14 protein-coding genes are annotated in these 13795 nt (G+C 74.4%); 6 read left to right on the forward strand and 8 right to left on the reverse strand.

From position 1 onward, the window contains the following. The first annotated feature begins 97 nt into the window (after positions 1–97). A complete protein-coding gene (locus AB0I42_RS16090) occupies positions 98–820 on the forward strand; it encodes a DUF4142 domain-containing protein (RefSeq protein ID WP_357538019.1) in 723 nt (240 codons plus the stop codon). Between the two features lie 63 nt (positions 821–883). Here AB0I42_RS16090 and AB0I42_RS16095 read toward each other — a convergent pair whose 3' ends face one another. Next, positions 884–1522 (reverse strand): hypothetical protein, encoded by a 639-nt coding sequence (locus AB0I42_RS16095; RefSeq protein ID WP_357538021.1) that lies wholly within the window; start codon positions 1520–1522, stop codon positions 884–886. A gap of 18 nt (positions 1523–1540) precedes the next feature. Between AB0I42_RS16095 and AB0I42_RS16100 the strand changes: the two genes are divergently transcribed. Next, complete coding sequence (locus AB0I42_RS16100) at positions 1541–1729, forward strand: hypothetical protein (protein ID WP_357538023.1); 189 nt, start codon at positions 1541–1543, stop codon at positions 1727–1729. An 84-nt stretch (positions 1730–1813) separates the two neighbouring features. Here AB0I42_RS16100 and AB0I42_RS16105 read toward each other — a convergent pair whose 3' ends face one another. Then, entirely contained in the window at positions 1814–2881 is a 1068-nt protein-coding gene (locus tag AB0I42_RS16105; RefSeq protein ID WP_357538024.1) for a phosphatase domain-containing protein, read from the reverse strand. Between the two features lie 145 nt (positions 2882–3026). Then, positions 3027–3815: a trypsin-like serine protease gene (locus AB0I42_RS16110; protein WP_357538026.1), complete on the reverse strand. Its 789-nt coding sequence runs from the start codon at positions 3813–3815 to the stop codon at positions 3027–3029. A gap of 286 nt (positions 3816–4101) precedes the next feature. Between AB0I42_RS16110 and AB0I42_RS16115 the strand changes: the two genes are divergently transcribed. The 4 genes from AB0I42_RS16115 to AB0I42_RS16130 all read left to right on the forward strand — a co-directional run bounded on the left by AB0I42_RS16115 (position 4102) and on the right by AB0I42_RS16130 (position 7678). Then, positions 4102–4953, forward strand: coding sequence for an ATP-binding protein (locus AB0I42_RS16115; protein ID WP_357538028.1), 852 nt, complete (start codon positions 4102–4104; stop codon positions 4951–4953). Positions 4954–5000: 47 nt separating this feature from the next. Beyond that, entirely contained in the window at positions 5001–5906 is a 906-nt protein-coding gene (locus AB0I42_RS16120) for a diacylglycerol kinase family protein (RefSeq protein ID WP_357538030.1), read from the forward strand. Positions 5907–6026: 120 nt separating this feature from the next. Beyond that, entirely contained in the window at positions 6027–6947 is a 921-nt protein-coding gene (locus AB0I42_RS16125) for an ABC transporter ATP-binding protein (RefSeq protein ID WP_357538032.1), read from the forward strand. Next, positions 6944–7678 (forward strand): ABC transporter permease, encoded by a 735-nt coding sequence (locus AB0I42_RS16130; RefSeq protein WP_357538034.1) that lies wholly within the window; start codon positions 6944–6946, stop codon positions 7676–7678. The genes AB0I42_RS16125 and AB0I42_RS16130 overlap by 4 nt, the downstream gene beginning before the upstream one ends. A gap of 135 nt (positions 7679–7813) precedes the next feature. Here AB0I42_RS16130 and AB0I42_RS16135 read toward each other — a convergent pair whose 3' ends face one another. Genes AB0I42_RS16135 through AB0I42_RS16155 form a run of 5 tightly spaced genes read right to left on the reverse strand, consistent with a single transcriptional unit; the run spans position 7814 to position 13650 of the window. Beyond that, the gene (locus AB0I42_RS16135) at positions 7814–8668 is read right to left on the reverse strand and encodes an anchored repeat-type ABC transporter permease subunit (RefSeq protein WP_357538036.1); all 855 of its coding nucleotides are present in this window, start codon (positions 8666–8668) and stop codon (positions 7814–7816) included. After that, positions 8665–9414, reverse strand: a complete 750-nt coding sequence (locus tag AB0I42_RS16140; protein ID WP_357538037.1) for an anchored repeat-type ABC transporter ATP-binding subunit — start codon at positions 9412–9414, stop codon at positions 8665–8667. The genes AB0I42_RS16135 and AB0I42_RS16140 overlap by 4 nt, the downstream gene beginning before the upstream one ends. Continuing rightward, positions 9411–10952 carry a TIGR03773 family transporter-associated surface protein gene (locus tag AB0I42_RS16145; RefSeq protein WP_357538154.1) on the reverse strand — a complete coding sequence of 514 codons (1542 nt, stop codon included), beginning with the start codon at positions 10950–10952 and terminating at the stop codon, positions 9411–9413. Before AB0I42_RS16145 ends, AB0I42_RS16140 begins: the two co-directional genes overlap by 4 nt. Before the next feature lie 5 nt (positions 10953–10957). Continuing rightward, positions 10958–12472 (reverse strand): anchored repeat ABC transporter, substrate-binding protein, encoded by a 1515-nt coding sequence (locus AB0I42_RS16150; RefSeq protein WP_357538039.1) that lies wholly within the window; start codon positions 12470–12472, stop codon positions 10958–10960. Further along, positions 12469–13650 carry a DUF916 domain-containing protein gene (locus AB0I42_RS16155; protein ID WP_357538041.1) on the reverse strand — a complete coding sequence of 394 codons (1182 nt, stop codon included), beginning with the start codon at positions 13648–13650 and terminating at the stop codon, positions 12469–12471. Before AB0I42_RS16155 ends, AB0I42_RS16150 begins: the two co-directional genes overlap by 4 nt. Positions 13651–13795: the final 145 nt, after the last annotated feature.

Consider the following 13795-nt stretch of genomic DNA (forward strand, 5'->3'; position numbering starts at 1 on the left):
GACCGGCTCAACATTTCCCGGAATGCCAGGTAGATCAGTCGAATGCTCGATGAGGAACCGGGTACCCGAGCATTTCAGGAAATAAGGGGGGAAAGCAATGTTTGTCATCAAGCGTTTGGGCGTGCTCTGCGCCGCCGCGGCACTCGCCCTGGCGCCGGCCGGGGCGGCAGCGGCGGTGGAGGCACCGGCGGCCCCGCCGATCGCGGCGCAGCCGTCGCAACAGGACACCCAGTTCCTGCAGACGATCCACCAGGTCAACCTGGCCGAGGTCGCGATGGGCAACCTGGCCCAGCAGAACGCCGGGAACCAGCAGGTGAAGGACGCCGGGGCGCGCTTCTCGGCGGACCACACCGAACTCGACAAGCAGGTCCAGCAGGTCGCGTCCAACCTGAACGTCAGCCTGCCCAACCAACCGACCGCCGAGCAGCAGGCGACGATGACCCAGCTCCAGGGGCTGACCGGCAACGAGTTCGACTCCGCCTGGGTGACCGCCGAACTCAACGGCCACATGCAGGCGATGCAGGCCGTCGACACCGAGATCGCACAGGGCAGCGATCCGCAGGTCGTGCAACTGGCCCAGACCGCCCAGCCGGTGATCCAGGCGCACATCGACCTGCTGGTGTCGCTGGCGCAGGGCCTGGGTATCGCGGTGCCGAGCATCACGCCGAGCCCCGGCGGCACGGCGACCCCGGCCCCCGGCGCCACCACGACCACGCCGGCCCCGGGCGGCACGCCGACCACGCCGTCGCCCGGCCGCACCTCGGAGACGCCCGGCCCGGGTGGGACCGAGACCCTGACTCCCGAGCCGGAGGTCTCGTAACCGCGAACCGCTGAACGGCCCGCCACCGGCGCGACCGGCGGCGGGCCGTCGCGTGTGGACCGGCTACCGGCCCGGTACGTCCACCGCGATCTCCGCCCCGAGCGAGTAGCCGCCGGTGAGCCTGAGGTCGTCGCCGCTCCAGAACCGGCCGGGGTCGTACCAGTTGGGGCGGCGGCCGGGCGCGAGCAGCCCCATCGCCTCGTACGTCACCGCGACGACCTCGGCGCAGTAGGCGCTCTCCAGGTCGCTGTCGCGTACGCCCCGGCGGAACGCCGGCACCCGGCCCCGGGCCCACCGCCAGGCCAGTTGCGCGGTGGAGGGGAACGGGACGCCGTCGAGACGGGCGATGGTGCGCAGCACCGCGTCGTCCATCTCGCCGGTGACGGCCGGGTCGAGTTGGCGCAGCCAGGCGCGCTGGCCGTAGCGGCCGGCCCAGACCGAGACGGCGTCGCGCAGGTCGTGCAACTGCACCCCGCGGTGGTGGGTGCCCGACCACATGTCGGGCAGTGACCGGCCGAGTTCGGCGTGCCACATCAGCGGCGGCAGGTCGTCGAGGACGACGGCCATGCCGACGTGGTTGACCGGGCTGTTGGTGGTGAACTGGATGGCGCGGTCGGCGCCGCTGGTGCCCCGGAAGACCCAGAGGTCTCCGGTGCGGGTCAGGTTGACCGCGTCATCGAGGTTGATCGGCGTGGCGGACACGAGCCCTACCATAGGCAGATGCGTTGGTGGAAGATACTTGGGCTGGCCGGTTTCGTCGGCGTGGCGGCGTCCGGGGTGGTAATCGCGCGGGCCGAGCGGCGCCGCCGGGCATACACCCCGGAGCAGGTCCGGCAGCGGTTGCTGGAGCGACACGCGGCGGCCGCCACCCCCACACCCCCCGCCCCCGCCGAAGGCACCTGGCCCTGACCGCCCCCCACTCCCCCGCGATCTTGCAGTTGTCTCCCCCTTTTGTCGGGTTCGTCGGGCGACAAGTGCAAGATCGCGGAAAGGTCAGAGCAGGCCGGCGGAGCGGAGCAGGGTGACCAGCCCGGCACCGTCGGGGGCCGACACCCACTTCTTGGCGAACCGGCCCGGCGAGTCGACGCCGCCGAGTTGGGGCGGCAGCATGCCGGCGATGTGTGCCGGCAGCGCGCCGGCCAGCACAACCTGGGCCGGTGACAGCCGGCGGATGGCGACCGCGGCGACGTTGTCCGGGTAGGCGGCCGCGAACTCGGCGTAGATCTCCTGGTCGTGCTGGCCGTCGTCGCCGATCAGCAGCCACTTGATGTCGGGGAACTCCTCGGCCAGCCGCACCAGGGTGGCCCGCTTGTGTTCCCGGCCGCTGCGGAACCACCGGTCGACGGTCGGCCCCCAGTCGGTGAGCAGCAGCGGACCGGCCGGGTAGAGGTGCCGGCCGAGGAACCTGGTCAGCGTCGGCGCCACGTTCCACGCCCCGGTCGACAGGTAGAGCACGGGTGCGCCCGGGTGGGCGTTCACCAGCCGCTCGTAGAGCACCGCCATGCCGGGCACCGAGGCGCGGGCGTGTTCGTCGAGCACGAACGTGTTCCAGCCGGCGAGCAGCGGCCGGGGCAGCGCGGTCACCATGACGGTGTCGTCGATGTCGGAGACGATCCCGAACCGTACGGCGGGATCCACGACGCGTACGGGGGCGTCGACCGGCTCACCGCCGGGGCTGCTCAGCCGTACGGTGTGCCAGCCCGGCTCGAGGTCGGCCGGCACGACGACGTCGACGAACCCGCCCCGGTCGGCGATGACCTCGTGCCGCTGGTCGCCGGCCTCGATGACGACCGGGGCGGAGTTGACCGACACGGTCAGGAAGCTGCGCCAGCCGCGGACCTTCTTGGGGCGCCGCCGGGGCTTGCCGCCGGTGCGGGTGAGCAGCACCCGGCCCAGCACCCGTATCCAGCCGGGCGCGCCGTAGCCGGTGTACGGCAGGAGCACGACGTCCCAGCCGCGCTGGCGCAGGCGGCGTTCCATGATGTTGCGGACCGCGTCTTCGAACCGGGCGGCCCGGTGCAGGCTGGGCACGGCCGGTTCACCCACCGGGATAAGCGACACACTGCAACCCTGCCCTATGACCGCGGCCGACAAACCGCCGCCCCGCCCACCCACGGCAAAAAACGACCTTGCCCCTGTCGCCGCCCGGATCAGGTCGAACGGGCAGTGACAGGGGCAGGATCGCGTCGGGTGGTGCGGGTGCGGATCAGGCGGGCAGGCCGCCGACCTGGGTGTTGATCCACGGGCGGATCGACGACAGGTCACCGTAGATCGACGGGCCGGTCGCGCACACCGAGTTGTTGTTGCCGGCGCGGCTGGTGGCGCCGATCAGGTTCCACCGGTTGTTGATCAGGCGGACCTGCGGGCCGCCGGAGTCGCCGTAGCAGGCACCGGCGTTGCCGTTGGTGTTGTTGGTGCAGATCTCGTACGGGCCGTTGATGCCGAGGCAGGCGCTGTCCTGGCGGATCGAGGTGTCCAGCTCCTGGGCGACCAGCGGGGCGCTGCCGCAGCCGGGCTGCGGGCAGGTCTGACCCCAGCCGATGATCCGGGTCGCCGTGCCGACCGCGCCGGAGCTGGTCGGGATCGGCGCCGGGGCGTAGCTGACCGAGCTGCCGAGCTGGAAGAGCTTGACGTCGATCGTCGGGTGGTTGACCACCCGGATCACCGACACGACGACGCCGCCGCTGCTGCGGTTGATGCTGCCGACCCGCACCGTGCTCGGGCTCGGACAGTGCTTGGCGGTGACCGCCCAGTTCGCCTTGATCAGCGAGCCGGTGCAGCCCGAGACGTAGACCATGAACGAGTAGTTCTGCGAGGCCGGGCGGCCGTTCACGACGAGGGTGCCGACGTCGCCCTGCGGGCCGCTGGCCGCCTCGGTGGCGGCGTACGTGGGAGTGGCGGGTGCCGCGCTGGCCACGGCGGGTGCGGCGAGGCCGGCGGCGACGACGCCGGCCGCCAGCAGGAGACGGGCGAGCAGGACGGGTGCCTTCATCATGCTTGTCCTTGTCTGTGGGAGGACACCGGACCGGGGGTGGATCCGGCGGCTGACCGCGTGCCGGCGCATCCGGCGGCCGACCGGATGCCGCGGGCGCGCATCGTTGGAGGTGAAGCACTGGGACGCCCAGGAAAACCATATCGACACGGTGAAGAATTTCAATCTGTCTATCTATATTGATTCGCGCCCTACCCCGGTGTGATGACCGTCGACACCGGCCCGTGACGCGTAGAGCCGGCCCGTCCCGGGTATAGGCGCATCCAACGCAGGTGAGGGAGGGATCGCGGTGACGTTCGCAGCCGTCTCGGCGCACATCGAATCGGGCGCTCTCGTGATCACCCTTTGTGGACCGCTGACCGTACCCGCGGTGGCCGCCACCCGGCGGGCGCTGGCCTGGTGCGTCGCCCACCGGCCACCGGCCGTGCTGGTCGACTGTGCCCGGGTGGCCACCGGCCGGCGTACGACCGCGACGGTGCTGACCGCCGCGATGGCGCGTACGGCGAGCCAGTGCGGCACCCGGCTGGCGCTGTGCACCCCCACCCGCCGGGTGGCCGGCCTGCTGCGCCGGGCCCGGCACGCCCCGTTCCGGATCTACGGCGGTCTCGGCGCGGCGCTGCGCGAACTGCGGCCGCACGACGTACCGGCCGGCACCCGGCGGGCCCACCTGCGGCTGGAGCCACAGCCGGACGCACCGGCCGCCGCCCGCCGGCTGCTGCGGGCCAAGTGCGCCGAATGGGGCCTCGACCAGGTCGTCGACCCCGGCCAGATGATCGTCTCCGAACTCGTCGCCAACGCGGTCGAGCACGCCGGCACGCAGATCGACCTGACGCTCAGCCACGCCGGCCGCAAGCTGCGGATCGCCGTCGCCGACCGCTCGCCGGCCCACCCGACCTTCCCCGACCCCGGACCGGCCCCCCGGGACCCGTCGGCCGGCCTGTCGATCCGGGGCCGGGGGCTGGGGCTGGTCGGCCTCGACGCCGACGGCTGCGGCGTGGTGACCGGACCGGACGGCAAGATCGTGTGGGCGAGCGTGACGGCGCCGGCCCGGGTGAAGGCGCGGGTGGCCGGGCTGCGACGCTGGCGCCCGGCGGCGCTGTCCGGCCAGCCGCGACGCGTCCCCCGCTACCGCACCGCCTGACGCGCGGTCAGGTTGGCGGACCCGCCCGCGCGGGTAAGGAACCGGCCATGGGCGCAACCGGAAAGCCACGCCGCGTCGCCGTCGTCGCGCACGCGAAGAAGTCCCTCGACGGCGGGCTCGACGAGCTCCGCAAGCTGATCGCCGACGAGGACGTCGACGAACTCATCTGGTACGAGGTACCCAAGAGCCGCAAGGCCCCGAAGAAGGCCCGCAAGGCGGCCGAGGCCGGCGCCGACCTGGTGTTCGTGTGGGGCGGCGACGGCACCGTGCAGCGCTGCCTCGACGCGCTCGCCGGCACCGGCACCACCGCGGCGATCGTGCCCGCCGGCACCGCCAACCTCCTGGCGTCCAATCTGGACATTCCGCGCGACCTGGCCGAGGCGGTCCGGATCGGCTTCCGGGGCGACCGCCGTGACCTCGACCTCGGGCGGGTCAACGGCGAGCACTTCGCCGTCATGGCCGGCGCCGGCTTCGACGCCGCGATGATCGGCGAGGCCGACCGCGACCTGAAGGACCGGGTGGGCCGGCTGGCGTACGTCTGGACCGGCCTGCGCCACATGCGCGACGGCGCGGTCGGGGTACGGATCCGGGTCGACGGCACCGGTTGGTTCGACGGGAAGGCGAGCTGTGTCCTGATCGGCAACGTCGGCACCATCACCGGCGGCATCGAGGCGTTCGACGACGCGCGGCCCGACGACGGCTGGCTCGAGGTCGGCGTCGCCACCGCCGACGGCGCGGTCCAGTGGGCCCGTACCCTCGGCCGGATGGCGGCCGGCCGCTCCGACCGGTCCCCGTTCGTCCGCATCACCCGGGCGAAGAAGATCGACGTACGGTTCGCCGAGCCGGTGACGTACGAACTGGACGGCGGCGAGCGGGGCACCACCCGCCGGCTCCGGACGAAGGTCCGGCCGGGCGCGGTGACGGTGTGCGTGCCACGCCCCGGGCCGGCCTGAGCCCGACGGCCGCCGACGCCTCCCCGGCGGCCAGGACCCGGGTGGGGGGTGTAGCTGGCCCCACCCGGGTCGGCAGCTTTCCGTATACCCCACGACCTGCCCGGTCCATACCATCGACGCATGACAGCGATCGAGGTACGCAACCTCCACAAACGGTACGGCGACCGGCTCGCCGTGCGCGACGTGTCGTTCGCCGTCGAGGAGGGCGAGATCTTCGGAATCGTCGGCCCGAACGGCGCCGGCAAGACCACCACGGTCGAGTGCGTCACCGGCCTGCGGCGCCCCGACGGCGGCTCCGTCTCGGTGCTCGGCCTCGACCCGGTCCGGGACCACCAACGGGTCAGCGAACTCGTCGGCGCGCAACTGCAGGAGAGCGCCCTGCCCGACCGGCTGCGGGTCGGCGAGGCGCTGGAACTGTTCGCGTCGTTCTACGCGGCACCGGCCGACCCCGACCGGCTGATCGACGAGCTGGGGCTGGCCGACAAGCGGCGGGCCCCGTACGCCAAGCTGTCCGGCGGGCAGAAGCAGCGGCTGTCGATCGCCCTGGCCCTGGTCGGCAATCCCCGCATCGCCGTGCTCGACGAGCTGACCACCGGGCTGGACCCGCAGGCCCGCCAGGACACCTGGCGGCTGGTCGAGCAGGTCCGCGACCGGGGTGTCACCGTGCTGCTGGTCACCCACTTCATGGCCGAGGCCGCCCACCTGTGCGACCGGGTGGCGGTGATCCGCGACGGCGCGGTCGTCGCGCTGGACACCCCGCACGGGCTGACCGGCGGCGTGGAATCCGGCCAGCGCCTCGGCTTCCGCCCGGACCGCGACTTCGACGAGCGGCTGCTCGCCGGCCTGCCCGGGGTGACCTCGGTCCGCCGGCAGGACGGCGAGGTGCTGGTCACCGGCACCGGTGACCTGGTGTCGGTCGTGCTCGTCGAGCTGACCCGGCACGGCGTGGTGCCGACCGGCGTCCAGCTGAGCCAGCCCAGCCTCGACGACGCGTACCTCGCCCTCATCGGCGGATCCGCCGGACCGGAGGAGACGGCATGAACACCCGACTGGTACGCACCGAACTGCGGCTCTTCCTGCGCGAGCCGGCCTCGATCGCCTTCGGGCTGGCGATGTCCCCGCTGATCCTGGTCATCCTGGGCAGCGTCCCGACGTTCCGGGTGGTCAACGACGACCTCGGCGGGCTACGGGTCATCGACCTGTACGTGCCGATCATGATGCTGATGGCGATCGCGATGATGGCGGTGAACGCGCTGCCGAGCGAGTTGGTCACCCGCCGGGAACGCGGCGTGCTGCGCCGGCTGTCGACGACCCCGGTGAAGGCGTCGGCGATGCTGTCCGCCCAGATCGTGGTGCACCTGCTGCTGACGGCCTGCACCGTCGTGATCATCCTCGCCCTCGGCCGGCTGGTCTTCGACGTCCGGATGCCGCAGAACCCGGCCGGCTTCCTGCTGGCGCTGGTGCTGAGCACGCTGGCGCTGTTCTCGATCGGGCTGCTGATCGCCGGCCTGTTCGGCACCAGCCGGGGCGCCCAGGGCGCGGGCACCCTGCTCTTCTTCCCGATGCTGTTCTTCGCCGGGCTGTGGGTGCCGCGCGAGGCGATGCCGGACCTGCTCAACCGGATCGGCGACTTCACCCCGCTGGGTGCCGGCGCGCAGGCGCTGCGGGACACCTCCGACGGCGGCTGGCCGTCCGCGCTGCACCTGGTGGTGCTGCTCGCGTACGTGATCGGTGTCTCGGCCGCCGCGGTCCGGACGTTCCGCTGGCAGTAGGGGCAGAGGTACGGGGTGGGGGCGGGCCGGGGGGCCGCCCCCCCCCCGGGCGGGCGCCCCCCGGCCCCCCCCGGGCCGGCGCCGCAGCACCGTCCCAGCCCCGACGCGCCCTAGCGGATCCTCGTGCCCACCCCGTCAGGGCGCCGCCGGCACCGCCCGGGTACGGCGCCGCAGCAGGCCGTAGCGGGGGGCGAACAGCCAGGTGCCGACGAAGACCGCGCTCAGCGTCAGCACGATCAGCCCGCCGGCGGCCAGGTTCAGGTGGTACGACAGGTAGAGGCCGGTGACCGCGCAGACCGCGCCGATCCCGGCCGAAAGCGACATCATCACGCCCAACCGGTCGGTCAGCATCCGGGCGGTCGCCGCCGGGGTGATCAGCAGCGCCAGCACCAGGATGTTGCCGACCGCCTGCAACGAGATCACGATGGCCACCGTCACCATCACGTACAGCGCGGTGTCCAGCCAGAAGACCGGCAGCCCGGACGCCGCGGCCGTCTCCCGGTCCAGGCTGACCGTCACCAGTTCCTTGCGCAGCGCCAGGACCGCCGCGACCAGCAGCCCGCCGACCACCGCCACGGTCACCACGTCGGCGTCGGACAGGCCGAGGATCTGTCCGAACAGGAACGACGCCAGGTCGCCGGTGTAGCTGCTCCGGGTGCTGACCAGCACGATGCCCAGCCCGAAGGCGAAGGCGAAGAACACCCCGATCACGGCGTCCTCCTTCAGCCGCCGGTTCTGGGCCACGACGGCCACGGTCAGCGCGGTCGCCACCCCGGCCACCGCCCCGGCGACCGCCAGGTTGACCTGGAGCACGTAGCCGACGGCCACCCCGGGGAACACCGCGTGGGCGACCGCGTCGCCGATGAACGCCATGCCGCGCAGCACGACGAAGCTGCCCACGACCGCGCACACCACGCTGGCGAGCACCGCCACGACGAACGCCCGCTGCATGAACACGTGCTGCCAGGGCTCGGTGAGCGCCTCGATCACCGCCGTACCCCCAGGGTGTCGAGCAACCGGTCGGACGAGGTGACCCCGAAGGCGCGCAGCCACAGGGCCGGGTCGGTCAGCCGGTCCGGCGGCCCCTCGGCGACCACCCGCCGGTTGAGCAGGCACAGCCGGGTGCAGGACGCGGCCGCCGCCGGCAGGTCGTGGGTGGTCGTCAGCACCGCCACGCCCTCGCCGCGCAGCCGGTCCAGCAGCGCGGTCAGCAGTTCCTGGGTGGGTACGTCGACCCCGGTGAACGGCTCGTCGAGCAGCAGCACCCGGGGGCGCAAAGCCAGCGCCCGGGCGACCAGGACCCGCTGGCGCTGGCCCCCGGAGAGCTGCCCGACCGGCCGGTCCCGCAGGTCGGTGAGACCGGCCCGGGCCAGTGCCTCGGCCACCGCCGCCCGGTCGGCGGGTTTCGGCCGGCGCAGCCAGCCGATGGCGCGGGTACGGCCGGTCAGCACCGCGCCGGCCACGGTCACCGGGAAGTCCCAGGCGAACTCGTGCCGCTGCGGGACGTACCCGATGAGGGGCCGGACCCGGGCGGCGGGTGAGCCGGCGACCAGCACCCGCCCGCGCTGCGCCGGGACCAGCCCGAGCACCGCCCGCAGCAGGGTGGTCTTGCCGGCACCGTTCGGGCCGATCAGCCCGACGATCTCGCCGGCCCCGACGGTCAGGTCGACGTTGTCGACGGCGAGCCGCTCCCCCAGCCGGACGGTGAGCGCCTCGACCCGCAGGGCCGGGGTCACGACGCCCGCCCCGCCCGCCGCCGGCCGAGCCGGACCAGCAGCGCGCCGGCGCCGAGCAGGACCAGGCCGCCGACGGCGGCCGGCAGGACCCACGACTCCCCGGTACGCGGCAGCCGGCCGCCCGGCCCGTCGCCGCCACCGTTGCCGTCGCCGTCAGTGACCCGGCCCGGGTCGGTGCCGTCACCGACGGCGACCGTGAGGGTACGGCTGTCGGTGACCGGCGCGCCGCCGGTCGTGGTGGCGCTCATCGCCACCTCGAGCCGGTAGACGCCGGGGGCGCCGAACGCCCAGTTTCCGTGGGCGTGGGTGTTGAGCGGGATGTCCAGTTCCCCCGGCAGCCTGGTGCCGTCGAACAGCACCTGCGGTTTGCCGAACGAGCCGGTCAGGAACAGCGTGAACGCGCCCGGTCCGGTGACGCTCTTCAGCGTCCAGGTCACCGGCCCACGGATCCCGCCGACGACCGCCTCGTGCTGGGTGTTCCAGCCCGGCCAGACGATGCCGTCCTGCTGCGCCTGCGGCAGCAGCCACACGCTCCCGCCGGCCGGGCCGAGGAAGGCGTGGTCGGCGCCGTCCGGAACGGTGATCCTCGCGTTGTCGCGTACGTGCAGCACGGTGTCGCCGAGTTCCCGCCAGACCGGCGGGCTGACCGTGCCGTCCTTGATCCGGATCCGCCACCGCCCGTCGGTCAGGGTCGGCCCCATGTCGACGTGGCCGTCGTCGATCACCTTGCGCTCGCCGGTGCCGGCCGGAGCCGTCGTGGCCAACGCCGCCGGCGCGGGTGCGGCGGCCGGGACCGCCGGTGGCGCGGCGGCCCGCGCGAGCGGTGCCGGCCCGGCGGTACGGTCCCCCGCCGGGGCGGACGGTGGATCGATCGGCGGCGGGTCGGCGCCCGGCGGCGGGCTGATCGGCGGCGGGTCGATCGGCGGCACTGTCACCCGCCAGGTGGCCGCCGCCGGGCCGACCGGCCCGGCGGCGGCGGTGAACGTCAGCTCGTAGTCGCCGGCGGCGTCGAAGGCCCACACCACCCCGCCGGTCCGCGTACCGGCCGGCAGCAGGACCGAGTCCGGCAGCCCGGCCCCGCTGCCGAGCATCGGTGTCGGGGTGCCGAAGCCGGACAGCGTGTACGCCGTGAACCGCCCGGGGCCGGTCACACCGGTCAGCGCCAGCGTCACCGGACCGCCGGACACCCCGGTGGTGTCCAGGGCCGGCAGGGCCGGATCGCCGCCGGCCAGCGCCCACACCGGCCGGCCGGCGGCGCCGAGGAACCGGAACGCGGGCCGGTGCGGCACCCGGGCGGCGAGCCCGCCGTCCGGCCCGAGCCGCACGTCGTCGGGGCGGTGCCCGGCCTCTCCCCGGGCCGCCTGCCGGGCGTCGCGGAACCGCAGCGACAGTTCGCCGCCGTCGACCCGTACCGAGACCAGGTCGGCCCCGGCCAGCACCGGGCTCGGGGACGGCGGCGGCGGGGGCTGCGGCGCGGCCACGGCCGGCGGCGCGCCGCCCAGCATTACGGCGGCCAGCACGCCGGCCGCCACCCGCATCGGTCTCATCGTTCTCCTCCCAGGCAGCGCAACAGCTCGTCGGCGTTGTGCCGCATCATCGCGACGTACGAGGTGGTGTCGTGGTCGAAGGCGTCGCCGTAGATCCGGCAGACCCGCACGCCCTGATCGGCGGCGACCCGCTTCAGCACGCCGGCCCGGGCGGCGAGTTGCGGTTCGACGAAGACGGCCGGCACCCGCAGGTCGCGGATCGTCTCGGTCAGCTTCGTCACCTGGGCCGCGCTGGGCTCCTGGGCCGGGTTCGGCACCACGAAGCCGGCGATGGTGAGCCCGTACGCGCTGGCCAGGTAGCCGAACGCGTCGTGGGTGGTGACCAGGTTCCGCCGGTCGGGCGGGACCTTCGCGAGCTGCGCGCCGACGTACGTGTGCAGTGTGGACAGTTCGCCGAGGTAGCGGTCGAGGTTGCCGGCGTACGCCTCGGCGCCGGCCGGGTCGACCTCCGCCAGGGTGTCCGCGATGACCTCGGCGTACGCCCTGGCGTTGCGGACGTCCTGCCACAGGTGCGGGTCGATCTCGCCGTGCACGTGCTTGCCGAGCACCGCCTGCGGCAGCTGCCACACCTTCGTGCCGGGTGCGCCGAGGAACGCGAACCGGGCGTCGTCCGGCACCTGCTCGACCGCCCGGTCGGGTACGTCGACGACGACCTGCCCGGCCGGGATGTCGCCCTGTTCGTCGGTGCGGGCGAACACCTGCCCGGTGTCGAGGTCGACGGCGAGGTCGGTGTGGCCGGCGTCGAGCAGCGTGGTCCGGTCGTCGCGCAGCGCCCCGCGCGGGTCGACGCCGACGGCGAAGGCGAACGTGCCGCTGCCGAGCTGGCGGGGCGGGCTGCCGTCGCCGGCGTCGACCCGCGCGGTCATCGTCACCCGGTACTCCCCCGCCGCGCTGAACGACCAGTTGAGGTGGGTGTGCGCGTCGGGCGGCAGGACGGCCACGTCGGCGTCGGTGATGCCGTCGGCCGAGTCGTAGTAGACCCTCGGCTGGCCGAGGGCGTCGGTGAGGTAGGCGGCGAAGCGGCCCGGCCCCTCGACGGCGGTCACCGACAGCCGTACGTCGGCGGTGCGGCCCGGCCCCTTGCCGCGTACGGCGAGGCCCAGCCAGACCACGTCGAGGTCGAGGTTCTCGACCAGCGGGATCAGGGTCGCGCCGTACGGTTCGGCGCTCTCGGCGAGCGAGACGTTCGGGGACCCGGTGGGGACGTTGCTGTCGAAGAGCTTGATCAGCGAGTGCTCCTCGAGCAGCAGGTGGTTGGTGAAGGCCACGTCGGCGCGGGCCACCTTGGCGGCGTCGGCCGGGGTCGGCTCGTAGGAGTGCGGGTCGCCGCCGGCCGGCACGACGGTCTCCACGGAGATCCGGTCGCCGCCGACGTTGCGCACCAGGTCGGCGATGATCTCGGTGCTCGCCACGACGGTCACCGCGCCGTCGTCGGCGGCGCCGGTGCAGCCGGCGAGGGCCAGGGTCACGGCCAGGGCGGCGGCGCCCGGGCCGGTGCGGGGCCGTCTCACGGTCGGTCCTTTCCGGTGGTCAGGGTCGGTCGGCGGTCGTCCACGGGCGGGTCGGGGTCGGCGTCGGTGTCCGACCGGCCGGCGGCTTCGGCGCGGCCCTGGGCGCGGGCCCGCGCGACCGCCTCGGCCAGTGCGGCCCGGCTGCGCCGGCGCAGCCGGGCCGCCGCGAGGGCCAGCAGCCCGAGCGCGGCGAGCAGCAGCAGGTGCGGCCACGGCCAGGCCCACACCCCGGCCCGCGCCGGGTCGGCGGCCGGCGGCGGATCGAGCACCTGGTCACCGACCGCGGCCGGGGTCACCCCGGCGGTCGCGGACAGCCGGAAGAGCGGCGGTACGCCGGACAGCCGGACCCGGGCCCGCAGTTCGCCGCCGGGCAGGATCTCCGGCAGCGGTTGCGCGGTCGCGGTCCACCGGCCGAGCCCGAGCGGGCCGGTGACCGTCAGCGACGGCCGCCCGGTGAGCCGGACGTTGCCGGTGTTGCGGACGGTGAACGTCGCGGTCAGGTCGCCGCCGGTGAACGGGTGGGCCGGGCCGTCGTACCCGATCCGCAGGTCCCCGACGGCGAGCACGGGTCGCAGTTGACCGGTGACCCGCAGGTGGACCCGGGTGCCGACCCGGTGGTCGACGGCGACCCGGTTGCCGTCCGGGCCGGTGCCCTCGGCGGCCAGCGACGCGACGATGCCGCCGGCGTGGTCGCCGGGGGTGGCGTCGGCCGGCACCCGCAGCTCGAACGGGATGTCGACCCGGGAGGTGGCGGGCACGGTCACCGTCCGGGCCGGCAGCGTGATCCAGGAGCCGACGTCGACCGGTGCCGCGCCGGCGGCGAGCAGGTCGAAGCCGCCCTGTGCGGTGGTGAACGCGTCGCTGGCGTAGACGTCGAGGGTCAGCGGGCGGGGCGTGTGGTTGGTGACCGCGACGTGGTCGGTGAGCACCGCGCCCGGGTCGAGCTTGTATTCGAAGCCGGGCCGGCCGTCCGGCCCGTCCGGGCCGGACGGTGCCACGCCCCAGGTGACAGCGCCCGCCGCCGGCCCGGGTGCGGGCGAGGGGGTGGCCGGGGTCGGGGTCGGCGCGGGCGCGGCGAGGGTGACGGCGGGCGGCGGGTCCGCCGCCGCGGCGGGTGGGGCCGGGCCGGCCGGTACGGCGGCCAGCAAGGCGGCGGCGAGCGCGGTGGGCAGGCGCATGGGTGGTTCGGTCCGTTTCCGGGGGCGAGGGATGTCGGGGTCGGTGGCCGGGTCCGCGGGTCCGGTCGGCCGGCGGACCCGGCCGGGACGCGCCGGCGAGGCCGCCGGCGGTCCCGCCCGCCGGGGTACGGCCGGTGGCCCGTAC

The sequence above is a fragment of the Polymorphospora sp. NPDC050346 genome, assembly GCF_040655695.1.
GTDB classification, from domain to species: Bacteria; Actinomycetota; Actinomycetes; order Mycobacteriales; family Micromonosporaceae; genus Polymorphospora; species Polymorphospora lycopeni.